General features: G+C 70.6%; 13 protein-coding genes. 6 read left to right on the top strand and 7 right to left on the bottom strand.

Translation table 11 applies throughout. From position 1 onward, the window contains the following. Positions 1–6: 6 nt before the first annotated feature. The 5 genes from J7I98_RS05045 to J7I98_RS05025 all read right to left on the bottom strand — a co-directional run bounded on the left by J7I98_RS05045 (position 7) and on the right by J7I98_RS05025 (position 5,661). The gene (locus J7I98_RS05045) at positions 7–909 is read right to left on the bottom strand and encodes a carbohydrate ABC transporter permease (RefSeq protein ID WP_374225070.1); all 903 of its coding nucleotides are present in this window, start codon (positions 907–909) and stop codon (positions 7–9) included. An 11-nt stretch (positions 910–920) separates the two neighbouring features. Continuing rightward, positions 921–1,862 carry a carbohydrate ABC transporter permease gene (locus J7I98_RS05040; RefSeq protein WP_214918858.1) on the bottom strand — a complete coding sequence of 314 codons (942 nt, stop codon included), beginning with the start codon at positions 1,860–1,862 and terminating at the stop codon, positions 921–923. 7 nt (positions 1,863–1,869) lie between these two features. Then, positions 1,870–3,213: an ABC transporter substrate-binding protein gene (locus tag J7I98_RS05035; RefSeq protein WP_214918855.1), complete on the bottom strand. Its 1,344-nt coding sequence runs from the start codon at positions 3,211–3,213 to the stop codon at positions 1,870–1,872. Positions 3,214–3,263: 50 nt separating this feature from the next. Next, the gene (locus tag J7I98_RS05030; RefSeq protein ID WP_214918852.1) at positions 3,264–4,475 is read right to left on the bottom strand and encodes an ROK family transcriptional regulator; all 1,212 of its coding nucleotides are present in this window, start codon (positions 4,473–4,475) and stop codon (positions 3,264–3,266) included. 121 nt (positions 4,476–4,596) lie between these two features. Continuing rightward, positions 4,597–5,661, bottom strand: a complete 1,065-nt coding sequence (locus J7I98_RS05025; protein WP_214918849.1) for a mechanosensitive ion channel family protein — start codon at positions 5,659–5,661, stop codon at positions 4,597–4,599. Between the two features lie 237 nt (positions 5,662–5,898). Between J7I98_RS05025 and J7I98_RS05020 the strand changes: the two genes are divergently transcribed. Continuing rightward, positions 5,899–6,435 (top strand): HNH endonuclease, encoded by a 537-nt coding sequence (locus J7I98_RS05020; RefSeq protein ID WP_214918834.1) that lies wholly within the window; start codon positions 5,899–5,901, stop codon positions 6,433–6,435. A gap of 98 nt (positions 6,436–6,533) precedes the next feature. On the opposite strand, the gene J7I98_RS05015 is transcribed toward J7I98_RS05020, so the two are convergent. After that, positions 6,534–9,521, bottom strand: coding sequence for a beta-N-acetylglucosaminidase domain-containing protein (locus tag J7I98_RS05015; RefSeq protein ID WP_214919170.1), 2,988 nt, complete (start codon positions 9,519–9,521; stop codon positions 6,534–6,536). Between the two features lie 260 nt (positions 9,522–9,781). Here J7I98_RS05015 and J7I98_RS05010 point away from each other — a divergent pair, with 260 nt between their 5' ends. The 3 genes from J7I98_RS05010 to J7I98_RS05000 are packed head-to-tail and all read left to right on the top strand — an operon-like array spanning position 9,782 to position 12,399. Then, entirely contained in the window at positions 9,782–9,979 is a 198-nt protein-coding gene (locus tag J7I98_RS05010) for a hypothetical protein (protein WP_251020172.1), read from the top strand. After that, positions 9,980–12,145 (top strand): 4-alpha-glucanotransferase, encoded by a 2,166-nt coding sequence (gene malQ, locus J7I98_RS05005; RefSeq protein ID WP_214918808.1) that lies wholly within the window; start codon positions 9,980–9,982, stop codon positions 12,143–12,145. It begins immediately after the preceding gene. Positions 12,146–12,165: 20 nt separating this feature from the next. Next, positions 12,166–12,399, top strand: coding sequence for a hypothetical protein (locus J7I98_RS05000; RefSeq protein WP_214918805.1), 234 nt, complete (start codon positions 12,166–12,168; stop codon positions 12,397–12,399). 96 nt (positions 12,400–12,495) lie between these two features. Here the strand turns inward: J7I98_RS05000 and J7I98_RS04995 are convergent, their stop codons facing one another. Then, positions 12,496–13,002, bottom strand: coding sequence for a MarR family winged helix-turn-helix transcriptional regulator (locus J7I98_RS04995; RefSeq protein ID WP_214918802.1), 507 nt, complete (start codon positions 13,000–13,002; stop codon positions 12,496–12,498). Between the two features lie 103 nt (positions 13,003–13,105). On the opposite strand from J7I98_RS04995, the gene J7I98_RS04990 reads away from it, so the two are divergent. After that, complete coding sequence (locus tag J7I98_RS04990) at positions 13,106–14,032, top strand: EamA family transporter (protein WP_214918799.1); 927 nt, start codon at positions 13,106–13,108, stop codon at positions 14,030–14,032. 83 nt (positions 14,033–14,115) lie between these two features. After that, complete coding sequence (locus J7I98_RS04985) at positions 14,116–15,027, top strand: DMT family transporter (RefSeq protein WP_308377676.1); 912 nt, start codon at positions 14,116–14,118, stop codon at positions 15,025–15,027. The last annotated feature ends 15 nt before the right edge of the window (positions 15,028–15,042 follow it).

Here is a 15,042-nt window from a genome sequence, read left to right as displayed (position 1 = left end):
GTCGTCTCAGCCCTTTACTCCGGTCAGCGTGACACCCTCGACGAACGCCTTCTGCGCGAAGAAGAACACGAGGATCACGGGGGCCATGACCAGTACGGTCGCGGCCATGGTCAGATTCCAGTCGGTGTGGTGCGCGCCCTTGAAGGACTCCAGCCCGTACGACAGCGTCCAGGCGCCGGGGTTCTCCGAGGCGTAGATCTGGGGGCCGAAGTAGTCGTTCCAGGCATAGAAGAACTGGAACAGTGCGACGGCCGCTATGCCCGGCTTGGCCATCGGCAGTACCACCCGTATGAGGGTGCGGAATTCGCCGCAGCCGTCGACTTTCGCCGCATCCAGGTACTCGTTCGGGATGGTCAGCAGGAACTGCCGCAGCAGGAAGATGGAGAAGGCGTCGCCAAAGGCCATCGGGATGATCAGCGGCCACAGCGTGCCGGACAGGTCCAGCTGCTTCGCCCAGAAGAGGTACATCGGGATGATGACGACCTGCGGCGGCAGCATCATCATCGAGATGACGAGCATCAGCGACAGATTGCGGCCGCGGAAGCGGAACTTGGCCAGGGCGTACGCCACCGGGACCGAGGAGACGACCGTGAGTACGGTGCCGACTCCGGCGTACAGCAGGGTGTTCCGCCACCAGGTCAGGAAGCCGGGTGTGTCAAAGACCTTGGCGTAGTTGCCCCACTCCCAGGTGTTCGGGGTGAGGTCGCGGGTCAGCGCCTGCTGGTCGTTCATCAGCGATGTCAGTACGACGAAGACGAACGGCAGCACGAAGAAGAGCGCGGCCGCGACACCCAGCGAGTGCACGGCGATCCAGTGCAGCAGCGCTTTGCGGCGTGCGGTGCGCTCGGCCGGCGTGAGGGTGGTGTTCGTGGAGGCGGTGTTCACCGGTTCATTCACAGGCTCAGTCACAGTCACCGTCATCATTCCCCTGCCTGGATCAGGCCGCCGCGCCGCCGCATCAGAAGTGCGGTGAAGGCCATGGCCAGGGCGAACAGAACAAGCGCGACGACGCAGGCGGCCCCGTAGTCGAAGCGCTGGAAGCCGAGGTTGTACACGAGCTGGGGGAGTGTGAGCGTCGACTTGTCGGGGTAACCCGGCTCGAACTGCTGGCCCGAGCCGCCGATGATGCCGGAGGCGACCTTCCCCGCGACCAGCGGCTGTGTGTAGTACTGCATGGTCTGGATCACGCCGGTCACGACCGAGAACATCACGATCGGCGCGATGTTCGGCAGCGTGACGAAGCGAAAGCGCTGCAGCCCGGACGCGCCGTCCAGTTCCGCCGCCTCGTACTGCTCCTTCGGTACGTCGAGCAGTGCGGCCATGAAGATGACCATCAGGTCGCCGATGCCCCACACCGCGAGCACGGTGAGCGCCGGCTTCGACCAGGACGCGTCGTTGAACCAGCCGGGGGCGGGCAGGCCCATGTCACCGAGGATCGAATTGACCGGCCCGGTCCCGGGGTTGAGAAGGAAGACGAAGGCGAGCGTCGCGGCGACGGGCGGCGCCAGGAAGGGAAGGTAGAAGAGGGTGCGGAAGATGCCCGTACCCGTCTTGATCCTGGTGATGAGCAGGCCGATGCCGAGGCCGAAGACGACCCGGCAGGTGACCATGACCAGGACCAGCCACAGCGTGTTGCCCAGCGACGGCCAGAACATCGGGTAGTCGCTGAAGACATACGTCCAGTTGTCGAGTCCGTTGAAGGCGGGGACACCGAAACCGTCGTATTTCATGAACGAGAAGTAGACGGTCGACAGCAGCGGGTATGCGAAGAAGACGCTGAAGCCGACGAGCCACGGCGACATGAAGGCCGCCGTTCGAAGGGCCGACCTGCGGCGCTTCGAGCGGAGCGTGTTCGTGCTCATCGGAGGGCTACTTCGCCTTCGCGATGTCGGTGTCGATCTGCTGAGCCGTCTTCTCCAGGCCGGCCTTCAGGTCCTTCACCGCGCCCTTTTCGTACTGGTACCCGAAGTCCTGGAGCGTGTTCAGGTACGTCGCACCATTCACCGCACCCGCCGGGGTGTTCGACTTCGGGTGCTGCGCGATGTCCAGGAAGGTCTTGAAGCGCGGGTCGAGCTTGAGGCCGGGCGACTTCAGGGCGTCGAAGGTGGACGGCACATTGCGGATCGCGTTGGCGAACTCCACGACCGCCTTCGTGTCCGTGGTCATGAACTTGATCAGCTCCCAGGCCGCGTTCTGCTTCTTGCCGGCCGGGGCGATGCCCATGATCGTGCCGGACAGGAAGCCCTTGCCGTAGCTGTCGGCCTCGTCGTCGGCGACGGGCATCGGCGCGACGCCGATCTCGAACGGCACCTTGGCGTCCTCCGCCATGCCGAGCCGCCACTCGCCGTCCATCTGCATCGCGACCTGGCCGGTGTGGAACGGGTGCTTGGCGCCCCACTCGTCACCGAACGTGCCCCGGTACTTCTCCAGCTTCTCGAAGCCGCCGAGCTCGTCGATCAGTTTCTTCTGCTGCGTGAACATGGCGGCGAAGGCCGGATCCTTGGCGATGTTGGACTTGCCGCTCTCGTCGAAGTACTTCTGGTCCCAACTGCCCATGTAGTGCTCGGTGGTCGTCTCGAAGCCGTGGAAGTTCGGCATGAAGCCGAGCTGCTCGTAGCTGTCGCCCTTGGTCTTCGTGAGCTTCTTCGCCGTCTCCGTCAGCTCGGACATGGTCTTCGGCGGGGACGCGATGCCGGCCTTCTTGAAGGCGTCCTTGTTGTAGTAGAGGCCGTACGCGTCGGCGAGCAGCGGCATCGCGCACCGCTTGCCCTCGAACTGCGTGTAGTCCAGCGTCACCTTCGGGAAGGTCTTCTCCAGGTCGAGCTTCGACTTCTCGATGAAGGGCTTGAGATCGGCGAAGGCGCCCGACGAGCAGAACTTGCCGACATTCGACGTCGTGAAGGACGAGACGACGTCCGGGCCCTTCGAACCACCCGCGCGCAGCGCCTGGTTGAGCTTGTCGTCGTTGATGTTGCCGACGACGTTGACCTTGATGTTCTTGTGCTGTGCCTCGAAACGGTCGACGTTCGCCCGGATCGCCTTCACCTCGGCCGGGGCGCTCCAGCCGTGCCAGAAGGTGATCGTGGTGTTCGCGTTCGGGTCGTCGTTCGCCTCGGACGCCGACTGGCCCGTACACGCGGAGGCGAGCACGGATATCGCAGCGACCGCGACGGCTGAGGTGATGAGACGGCTGGTACGGCTGGTTCTGCGCATGACAAAGCTCCCAGGGGCAGGGACGGGGGTCGGGCGGTAGAGAGAAGGGACTAGCGGGAGGTGTCGAAGACCTCGTCCCGGGTGGTCGCGAGGGCGCTCTCCAGCGCCCCGCGCAGCACCGGCTGTTCCTGTACGGATCCGATGACGAGCCGAGGCCGGGGCGCCGCCAGTTCGGCGAGCTCCGACTGGACCAATGCGCGCAGCGGTTCGCCGCCCGCGACGAGAACGCCGCCGGACAGCACGATCAGTTCGGGGTCGAGGAGCGCGACCATCGAGGCGAGGCCGGTCGCGAGCCCGGTCGCGAAGGCCTGGAGGAGATCCCGGTACGGGCCGCTGCCGGCCAGGGACGCCTCGGCGAGCAGCGCGACGGCCTCCTCGGTGTACGAATCGGCCGCCGGCACCGGGATGTCGAGCTCCCGGGCCAGCCGCGGTACGGCCTGCCCGCCCGCGAGCTCCTGGAAGCCGCCGGAGTTCGCCTTGGTCACCCGGCGTACGAGCGGAGTGCCGGGCACCGGCATGAAGCCGACCTCGCCGGCGCCGCCGGTCCAGCCCCGGTGCAGCTGCCCGTTGATCACCAGCGCGGCGCCGAGCCCGCCCTCGTTCCACAGGAGTACGAAGTCCTGGTGCCCGCGCGCCGCGCCCAGACGCTGCTCGGCGACCGCGGCCAGGTTCACGTCGTTCTCGTACTCGACGGGCATGGGCAGCGCGGCCGCCAGCTCGTCGAGGAGCGTGGGGGAGTGCCAGCCGGGCAGGTGGGACGCGTACCGCAGGCGTCCGGTGCCGGGGTCGAAGGCGCCCGGTGTCGCGACGACGACCCGGTGGACGTCGGACCGCACGAGCCCGGCGGCCTTCACTGCTCCGTCGAGGGCCTCGGTCACTTGGACGACGACGGACTCGGCGGCGCGGCGGCCGGGCGTGGGCAGCGCGAACTGCCCGACGGTCTCGCCCGTCACGTCGGCGACGGCGGCCAGAATCCGCTCCGGTGTCACGTCGAGCGCGGCGACATGGGCGGCGCGGGCGTTGACGGCGTACAGCTGGGCGTTGGGTCCCGGCCGCCCCTCGCTCGTACCGGTGGCGACGACGAGGCCCGCGGACTCCAGGCGGGCCAGCAGCTGGGAGGCGGTCGGCTTGGAGAGCCCGGTGAGCTTGCCGATCTTCGTGCGGGAGAGGGCGCCGTGCTCAAGGAGCAGGTCGAGCGCGGCACGGTCGTTCATCGCGCGCAGTACGCGCGGTGTTCCCGGCGTACCCGGTGTCCCGGCCATGGCAACGCACCCACCTTTCAGCTACCGACACTTTCCCGGAGATCATTGTTAGGAAAGTTTCCTATTCGGTGGGAGGAAGGTAGGACGCCCGTAAGGCAGGCGTCAAGGGCCTCAGCGGGAGTTACTTCGCGAGATTCGTGGGCGGCGGGATCGGGGACGCCGAGACCGACTGCGGGGAGGTCGCCGAGGCGTAGGCGGACGGCGCCGCCATGCCCGCCGTCGGATCGGCAGCAGCGGCCTCCGGCCCGGCTCCCACGGGGCCGCCGACGATCCGGATGCCCGCCCGGTCGAACGCCTGCTTGATCCGCCAGCGCAGTTCCCGCTCCACCCCGAGCGCCTTGCCCGGCATCGTCTTCGCGGAGACCCGCACGACCATCGAGTCGAGCAGCACCGAGTCCAGGCCGAGGACCTCGACCGGACCCCACAGCAGCTCGTTCCACGGCTCGTCCTTGGCGAACTGGTCGGCCGTCTCGGCGATCACCTTGCGTACGCGGTCCAGGTCCTCGGAGGGGCGTACCTGTACGTCGACTCCGGCCGTGGCCCAGCCCTGGCTGAGGTTGCCGATCCGCTTGATCTCGCCGTTGCGGACGTACCAGATCTCGCCGTTGTCGCCGCGCAGCTTGGTCACCCGCAGGCCGACCTCGATGACCTCGCCCGACGCGACGCCCGCGTCGATGCTGTCCCCGACGCCGTACTGGTCCTCAAGGATCATGAAGACGCCGGAGAGGAAGTCGGTGACGAGGTTGCGCGCACCGAAACCGAGCGCCACACCCGCGACACCCGCCGATGCGAGGAGCGGCGCCAGATCGATGTTGAGGGCGCCCAGCACCATCAGGGCGGCCGTACCGAGGATCAGGAACGACGCGACGGACCGCAGGACGGACCCGATCGCCTCGGAGCGCTGGCGGCGCCGCTCGGCGTTCACCAGGAGGCCGCCGAGCGCGGTGCCCTCGACCGCCTGGGCACTGCGGTTCATGCGCGCTATCAGCCTGGTGAGGGCGCGGCGAATGACCGTACGGAGTACGACGGCGATCACCACGATCAGCAGAATGCGCAGGCCCACACTCAGCCAGGCGGACCAGTTCTCCTCCACCCAGCCGGCGGCGTTGTTCGCCTGCTGCGTGGCCTCGTCCAGGGTGACGGGCTCGGTCGTCGGGTCGGTGGCCGACAGGGCGGACCAGAACACGGCAAGAACCTCCAGGCACGGACGACAGCAGACCAACCACACTAACGGGGCATCCCGCCTAGTCCGGTGCTCTGTTCGAGGGAGAGACAAGCCTCACCAGGGCATGAAGGTGATGTGGTCGAAAACACTCCGAGCCCGTTACCTGGACGTGGTGGCGTTTCGACCAGGCATGAGGGGAGACTGAGAGCAGATCGTCCCGGCGCGAGCCACGCGCCGCCGGCGTAATAGGAGGCATCCGTGCCGCATGTCCTGGTCCTCAATGCGTCGTACGAGCCGCTCGGCGTCGTACCGCTCCGCCGCGCGCTCGTCCTCGTCCTGGAGAACAAGGCTCTCTGCCTCGAGGAATCCGGCGCCTTCATGCACAGCGCGACCCGCGCCGTCCCGGCACCCAGTGTCGTGCGGCTCAAACGGTTCGTGCGGGTCCCCTACCGGGGGCCCGTCCCTCTCACCCGCCGTGCGCTCTTCGCCAGGGACGGCGGGCGCTGTATGTACTGCGGTGGCGTCGCAACCAGCGTCGACCACGTCATTCCGCGCAGCCGAGGCGGACAGCACGCCTGGGAGAACGTGGTGGCGGCCTGCCGCCGCTGCAATCACGTCAAGGCCGACCGGCACCTGATGGAGCTCGGCTGGCGGCTGCGCCATCAGCCCGCCCCGCCGTCCGGGCTCGCCTGGCGGATCATCGGGACCGGGCACAGGGATCCGCGCTGGCTGCCGTACTTGCAGCCGTTCGGCGCGGATGATGCGCTGGCCCGGATCGACGGCATTTCCGCCTGACGGTCCGGGCTTTTGCGGTGCGGGGCGTGCGTTGGGGTGCGGTCCCTGCGGGGCCGGTTCCCCTACCCGCCCCGCAGGCACCCCGACCACCGAGCGCGTCACTCCGAGGGCGCATCCACCGCGTACGCCTCCACCCCGAACAGCGAGTAACCGAACGGCAGCGCCCGCTCGTCGCACTGCACCCGCACGAAGCGCGCCCCCTTCGCATCCATCCGCACCGACTCGCGCCCGCCCTGCCCGTCCCTGACGGTTGCCGCCGTGCGCCATGTACGGCCGTCCTCCGACACCTGGACGCGGTACTTCTTCGCGTACGCCTCCTGCCAGTGCAGTACGACCTGGCCGAGCCGCACCGGCTCCGCCAGCTCGGCCTGCCACCACGCGGAAGGGCCGACCGGCGAGGTCCAGCGGGTTGCCGGGTCGCCGTCGGCGGCGGCCGGGGCCGGGAAGTCGGCGGTCTCGTCGCCGGACGACGAGACCCTCGCGCCCTCGCCGCGGATCAGGTCCGGGCCCCCCGTGCGCGGGAACGCCCGCACCGTCAGGACGCTCTCCTGGCCGTCGAAGGCGACCGGCACCTTGTACTCGCCCGCAGGCACCGACTTGTCCACGCTGATCTCGACGGGGACGGTGGCGCGGGAGCCGCGCGGCACCGTCGTCGTCCGCGGCGCCCTCACCGCTATGCCCTTGGGCGGCTCGGCCGTCAGCCGGGCCCGCACATCCCCGGGGCGCTGGCCGGTCAGCCGTGCCTCGACGCGCTGCGGCCTGCCGCCGATCTCCGCGTCCGTCTCGGTGCGCTTGAGCCGCAGCTCCGCACGCGGCTCGTCCGCGAACCAGGGCACGAGGTGGTGGACGGCGGGCGCATCGGCGCCCTTCCGGGACTCCTGCCAGGACACGCGTATCGCATCCGCGCGCGCATCCTCGGCGTCCGCCTGCGTCCAGCCGCTGCCGTGCAGCGTGCCGATGCGCCGCCAGCCCTGACCGGGGACGTGCGCCTCGACGGCCGCGCCCTCGCCCTTACCGGGCTCCGTCATGGCGGTCAGCGCCTCGATGGGACGCGGCCGGCCGAGCTGCACGGTGTACGAGCCCGGGCCCCCGGAGACGCTTCCGCCCTTGCGGTCGGCGCCGGTCCAGGCGTCCGCCTCCTTGCGCACCTGCGTGAGGAACGGGTCGAGCACGCCCTTGCCGACGGTGGCCGGGCTCGCCTTGAGGGAGCCGCGCAGCTCGTCCAGGTCGAGTGACGCCCGCCAGGCGGCCCGGCCGTCGCCGCGCGCCTGCGCCTGGAGCAGGTCGACGGAGAGCTCGCCCGCCGTGCCGTACCGCGCCAGCTGCTCGATCCACGGCCGTACCTCGTCGTCGAACGCACCGCCCGCCGACGACCGGAGCCGCTGCGGCGCCTCCCGCATCACGGTGAAGGCGGCGCGCAGCCTCTTGGCCGCCGCGTCCCGCACGCCCTGGTCCGTGGACGTACGCGCACGCCAGAAGTCGTGGATCAGCGGACGCAGATACGCCGATTCCTCGCCGCCCAGTACGGAGGAGGCGTCATTGCCGGCCAGCGCCCGCATCGCCTCGCGGGCGGGTGCGTCGGCGCCCGCCAGGTCGTCGATCGCGGCCTGCCAGGACTCCTGCGGCTGGTAACCCCGGGGGTTCCAGGCGTAGTCGGCGGCCGTGAAGAGGGGGATGCGGGAGGCGGAGGCCTGTTCCATGGCGTTGGCGAGGAGAGCCGCCGAGCCGGTCGCGACGGCAGGCTCACGGCCCGTATAGGGGCCGAGGAATATGCGGTCCTGCGCGTAATCGTTGACGGGGTAGTTGTCCATGGTGACCAGCGGACGCCTGAACGCGGTGCGCGCGCCCGCCAGTTCACGCCCGGTGATCGTCTTCGGTACGACGCCGACACCCGTCCACGCGACCTGCACCCCGTCGTCCAGCTGGGCGGCCAGGGCCTGCCGGTACGCGGTGTTGCCCTCCTGGTAGAACTCCGTCGGCATCACGGACAGCGGCTCCGCCCCCGGGTGCCGCTCAGTCAGATGCTTCGCCACGGCGTTGGCCACGCGGGCGTGCGCCTTCGCCGCCGCACGGGGGCCCGAGCCGAACGTGTCGGAGTCCTGGCCGCAGTGCCACTCGCTGTAGCTGACGTCCTGGAACTGGAGCTGGAAGGACCGCACCCCGAGCGCCCACATCGCGTCGAACTTGCGGTTGAGCGCCTTGATGTCGTCGTCCGACGACATGCACATCGCCTGCCCGGGAGCCACGGCCCAGCCCAGCGTCACATGGCTGCGCCGGGCCCGTTCGGCGAGCGCCCGGAAGGCGGCGCGCTGGTCCGCCGGGTAGGGGTCGCGCCAGCGTGCCTGGCGGTACGGGTCGTCGCCGGGCGCGTAGAGATAACGGTTCTGCTTGGTGCGGGCCATGAAGTCGATCTGCGCGAGGCGCTGTTCGGGCGTCCACGGCTGCCCGTAGAAACCCTCGGTCATCCCGCGTACGGCCGTCCCCGGCCAGTCGCGGACCATGGCCCCGGCGATCTCCTGCCCGCCCTGCCCGTCCTTGGCGGCTGTGACGAGCTGCCGCAGGGTCTGCGCGGCGTGGAAGAGACCGTCGTCGCCGATCCCGTCGAGCGCGACCGTGTCCCGGCCGTCGACGCTGCCGACGGCGATCCTGTAGCCGCCGGACGGCAGGTCGTCACGTGCGGTGGCGCGCAGGGCACGCAGCGCGTCCTGCGCGCCGGTTCCGCCCGCCTTCACGACGAGGCCGCGCGCGGGCACCGGCTCGCCCTCCTTGACGCTGTACAGCGTCTTCACGCCCGCCCCGCGCAGCACCGCTTCGAGCGCCTCCACGGCGTACGAATCGGATCCGCGCCCCGCTACGAGCACCGCGTCGTCGCCCACGGGGACCGCCGGCCCCGCCGCCCGCATCGACTGCGGACGCGGCCAAACGGGTGGCAGCGCGGCATCGCTCTCGCGGTCCGGCAAGGTGGTGGCGGGGGTACCGGGGCCTGGGTCGGACGGGGCGGCGAACGCACCGTGCGCACCGCCGAGCAGACCGCCTATTACGGCGACCGCGACAGCGGTCGCGCCTCTCCTGCGCCCGAGCTGCACAGCCGTCTCCCCAGTCGCCTCAGACATCCCAGTGTGGGCACCGAGCCCACCACCCGGCCGCCGAGCTGTCAATTTCCCAAGGGGGAACGGATTGTGACCCGGGACACGTTCGGGGAATGTATACGTCTGCGGCCGCGCCCACTGGGTAGGGCTGCTGTGTCCACGTAGACCACCGTAGGGAGGCCCCTGTGGCCGCAGCACAGCTTCTCCTTTCCGCCCTGTCCAAACAGGTGCCGGGCCCGACCACGGCATACGACGCGATGCACGCCGGATACGACTACGCCTCATACGACTATGCGGAGCCGCTGCTCACCACCGAGCCGCCGCTGACCAGCGAGCCTCCGATGGCCGACGCCGCCCCGCTCACCAGCGAGCCCCCGATGGCCGACGCCGCACCCCTGACCAGCGAACCGACTGCCCACGGCACAGCATCGGGCATGGAGCCCACGGGGGTCTGAATGGGCCTTGCCCGCCTCGCCGCCCTGCACGGCGTCGCCACGTCCTACCAGCCATCGGCGAACCGCACCCTCCAGGTCCCCGACGACACCGTTGTGGCCGTGCTCGCGGCCCTCGGCGTGGACGCGGGAACACCCGAGGCGGTACGGGCAGCCCTCGACGCCCACGGGACGGCCGCCGCACACCGTCTGCTGCCCGCGACGGTGGTGACCTGGGCGGGCCCCGCAGGCCCACTGCCGCCACCGGCCCTGACCGGCCTCCCCGACGGCGCCCTGCTCCGCGTCGAAACGGAGCAGGGCGAGACCGTGGAGTGGCCAGTGGAGTGGCAGACCCCGCCCCGGGGCGAGGAGGGGTGGGGTCAACTGCCGCTCGGCGTGCACCGGTTGAGCGTGCGCACGCCGGACGGGGCCGAGGGGGCCGCCACCCTCGTCGTCGCCCCCGACCGCGTCCCGCAGCCACCCGGCCGCTCCTACGGGCTGCTCGTCCAGCTCTACTCCCTGCTGTCCCGGCGCTCCTGGGGCATGGGCGACCTCGGAGACCTCGCCGAACTGGCCGCCTGGTCGGGACGCTCCCTCGGCGTCGGATTCGTACAGATCAATCCGCTGCACGCGGCCGTCCCCGGTACGCCGACGGACCCCTCGCCCTACCGTCCGTCCTCGCGCCGCTTCCCCGATCCCGTACACCTGCGGGTCGAGGACGTGCCCGAGTTCGCGCATGTCCCGGCAGGCGACCGCGCGCGCATCGAAGACCTGCTCGAACAGGCCGCCGCGCTGCGCGACTCCGTCCTGAACAAGGGCGCGCTGATCGACCGCGACGCCGTGTGGGAGCTGAAGAAGGAAGCCCTGGAGGCCGTACGGAAGGTGCCGCTCGGCCCCGGCCGCCGCGCCGCCTTCTGCGATTTCCTCGCCGAGCAGGGCGCCGCCCTGGAGGACCACGCGACCTGGTGCGCGCTCGCCGAGGTGCACGGCTCGGACTGGCACACCTGGCCCGCCGGGCTGCGCGACGACCCGCGCGCCGCCGAGGTCCGGCACGCCCGCTCCGACCTGTACAACCGGGTCGATCTGCACTGCTGGCTGGCCTGGCTCACCGACTCCCAGCTGGCCTCCGCCCAGCGCGCCGCCCGTGACGCCGGTATGCCTGTCGGCGTCGTGCACGACCTGGCCGTCGGCGTGCATCCCGGCGGCGCCGACGCCTGGGCGCAGCAGCACGCCTTCGCCCGGGGCATGTCGGTCGGCGCCCCGCCGGACGCCTTCAACGCGCGCGGCCAGGACTGGGGCCTGCCGCCGTGGCGCCCGGACGTCCTCGCCGAAGCGGCGTACGCCCCGTTCCGAGGCCTGCTGCGCGGGCTCCTGCGCCATGCCGGCGCCCTGCGCATCGACCACGTGATGGGGCTCTTCCGGTTGTGGTGGGTTCCGGAGGGCCGCGAGCCCACGGAGGGGACGTACGTCCGCTACGACGCGGAGGCGATGCTCGCCGTCCTCGCGCTGGAGGCACACCTGGCCGGCGCCGTCGTCATAGGGGAGGACCTCGGCACCGTCGAGCCCGGTGTGCGCGACGCCCTCGACGAGCGCGGAGTCTCCGGCACCTCGGTGCTGTGGTTCGAACGCGACTGGGCCGATACGGGCGAGCCCCTCCCCCCGCAGAACTGGCGCGAGCACTGCGTGGCCACCGCCACCACGCACGACCTGCCGTCCACCGCCGCCCGCCTCACCGGCGGCCATGTCGCGCTGCGCCACCGCCTGGGCCTGCTCACCCGGCCCCTGGAGGAGGAGCACGCCGAGGGTACGGCGGAGGTCGCCGAATGGCTGGCGTACCTGGCGCGGCTGGGGCTGCTGCCGGAGGGCGCGGGCGACGAGGAGGGCGAGATCCGCGCCGTCTACCGCTTCCTGCTGAGCACCCCGGCCCGGATGGTCGGCATCTGGCTGCCGGACGCGGTGGGCGACCGGCGCCCGCAGAATCTGCCGGGCACCTGGGACCAGTACCCCAACTGGCGGCTGCCCGTCGCCGACGCCGAGGGACATCCCGTAACCCTGGAGGACCTGGCTGCCTCGCCGCGGGTGCACAGGCTGATCGACGTGTTCAGGGCCTCGGGGGGAGTGCCTGTGGGATCGCCTGCGGGAATCCGTGCGGCACTGCGTATGGCACCCCCGGGCGCGCGGCCCTCGTAGGCATTCGCTACGTTGGCACCGTGGACAAGAAGAACACCCTGCGCGCCGGAGCCGTCGCGGCCGGTACGACGCTGATGATGCTGCTCATGTCGTCCCCCGCGCTCGCGGTCACCCCCGACGACGGTGACGACCCGGGTCCGGGCCTGAGTGTGGCCGAGACCCTCGGCCTGTATGTCGCGGCACCGATCGGCCTGTTCCTGGTGATCGCGGGTCTCGTCATGGTGCTGGACAAGTCCAGGAAGCAGAGCCGCTGACCCGCGTCCGGGTCCGGGCTCTGCCGCCAGGCACAGCTTTCTGAGGGCGCCCCTGCTCCGTACATACGGCAGCGGGGGCGCCTTCGGTGCGTTTTCCTACCCTTCGGCCGTGCCCGCCAGCAGCTGTCGCAGCAGCTCCGAGAGCTGCTCCGCCTGCTCCTCGCCGAGCCCTTCCAGCGCCTCGCTCTGCAGCTCCAGACCGGTGACCACCGCCTGGTCGACGATCGCGAGGCCGCGCTCCGAGAGCGTCACGCGCAGGCCGCGCCGGTCGTGCGGATCAGGGCTGCGGACCAGCAGTCCGGCCCGCTCCAGCTTGTCGAGGCGGCCCGTCATCCCTCCGGTGGTCAGCATCAGCGTCGCGGAGAGCTGGCGCGGTGAGAGTGTGTACGGCTCGCCGGAGCGGCGCAGCGTGGCGAGGACGTCGAACTCGCCGCGCGAGATGCCGAATTGCGCGTACGCCTTCTCGATGCGGTCGCCCATGGCGCGCGCGATCCGGTAGATGCGGCCGAAGACGGCCATCGGGGCGGTGTCGAGCTCGGGTCGCACCTCGGCCCACTGGGCGGTGATGGCGTCGACGGGGTCCTTGGTCGCCTTGGTCGTCATGCCCGCAGTATCTGCAGAGGTTCGGTCGACCGCAAGAAAGTTGCTTGACGGAAAGTAGCTTACGAGTAAGCTACTTTGGACCAAGCTACTCCTGGGGGTTGCCATGAACCGCGCCGGAACAATCGCCCTGACCGCGCTCGCACCCATCTCGTGGGGTTCCACGTACGCCGTCACCACCGAGTTCCTGCCGCCCGACCGGCCGCTGTTCACCGGCCTCATACGCGCACTCCCCGCCGGGCTCATGCTGCTCGCGATCGGCCGGACCCTGCCGCGCGGCGCCTGGTGGTGGAAGGCGGCCGCCCTCGGAGCGCTGAACATCGGGGCGTTCTTCCCGCTGCTCTTCCTCTCTGCCTACCGCCTCCCCGGCGGCATGGCGGCGGTCTTCGGCTCGCTCGCGCCGCTGTGGGTGGCCGGGCTCGCGATGCTCCTGCTCAGCGAGAAGCCGACCGTACGCACCCTGCTCACCGGGATCGCGGCGGCGCTGGGCGTCAGCCTGGTCGTACTGCGCGCCACGGCGGCGCTGGACATGATCGGGGTGGTGGCCGCCCTCACCTCCTCCGCCTCGATGGCCGCGGGCACCGTCCTCACCAAGCGCTGGGGCCGGCCCGACGGCGTGGGCCCGCTGGTCATGACGGGCTGGCAGCTCACTGCGGGCGGGCTGTTGATCGCGCCCGTCGCGCTCCTGGTGGAGGGTGCGCCGCCCGCGCTCGACGGGCGTGCGGTGGCGGGTTACCTCTACCTCGCGCTGGTCAACACCGCGGTCGCCTACTGGCTCTGGTTCCGCGGCATCGGGCGGCTGACGGCGACCTCCGTCACCTTTCTCGGCCCGCTGTCGCCGCTGACGGCCGCGGTCATCGGATGGGCGGCGCTGGGGCAGGCGCTGACGCCGGTGCAGGTGATCGGAATGGTGATCGCGCTCGGCGCGACGCTGGTGGGGCAGATGACCGTCAGGCCCCGATCTTTCAGCTCACCTGAAGGGAATGGTTCGAAACATTCGATGGACCTGACTGGTGCGTCGGTGCGACGGTAGATCCCGTAACCAAGATCCCCGAACGGGGAGAGGGAAGAGGGATATCAGTGGCAGTCCTGGACCGCGTCCGTGCCGGCATCAGCATCAGCGGCGAGTCGGCAGTGGGGAGGGCGAAGGGGCTGAAGCAGGCCTCCGCGCTCGGCCTCGTCCTCGCCGCCGTCGCTACGGTCGTCTGGTCGGGAAGCTTCGTCACATCCCGCGCCCTCCACGACTCCGTACCCCCCGTGCAGGCCGCCTTCTGGCGCTGGATCGTGGCCATCGTCGCCGTGGCCCCCTTCGCGGCCCGCGAGGCCTGGCGCCAACGGGCCCTGCTCCGCCGCCACCTGGGCTTCGTCACGCTGGCCTCGCTGCTCGGCGTCACCGTCTACAACACCCTCGTCAACCAGGCCGGACTGTCCACCTCCGCAGGCAACATGGGCATGATCATGGCCGCCTCGCCGGTCCTGATGGCACTCTACGAACGCCTCGGCGGCCGGCGCCTCGGCGCCCGCCGCACCCTCGGCATGCTCGTCGCCTGCGCCGGAGTGCTGCTCCTGGTCAGCAAGGGCTCGCTCGCCATGGACTTCGCCACCGGCGACCTGTGGATGCTCGCCGCCGCCCTCTCCTTCGGCTCGTACAGCGCGCTGCTGCGCCGCAAGCCCGACGGGCTGGGCGGACTCGCCTTCCTCTTCAGTACGTTCGTGCTCGGCGCGCTGATGCTGCTCCCGGCGTACGCCGTCAGCCTCGCCGTCCAGGGCGGCTTCGAGCCGACGACGGGAACGGTCGGACCGCTGCTGTACGTCGGCGTCTTCTCCTCCGCGGTCGCCTTCTTCGCCTGGAACAAGGCGATCGCCCTGATCGGCGCGGCGCGAGCGGGGGTTGTGTACTACCTCCAGCCGGTGTGCGTGGCGCTGCTCTCCTTCGCTCTGCTCGGCGAGGCGACCGGCGTGATGGGGGTTGTGTGCATGGTGCTGATTCTCGGCGGAGTGATGCTGGGGGCGGGGCGGGGCAAGTAGGGCCAGGGGCGGGAT

The sequence above is a fragment of the Streptomyces sp. ISL-98 genome, from assembly GCF_018614055.1.
GTDB classification, from domain to species: domain Bacteria; phylum Actinomycetota; class Actinomycetes; order Streptomycetales; family Streptomycetaceae; genus Streptomyces; species Streptomyces spiramyceticus.
This window is presented reverse-complemented; position numbering and strand designations above follow the sequence as displayed.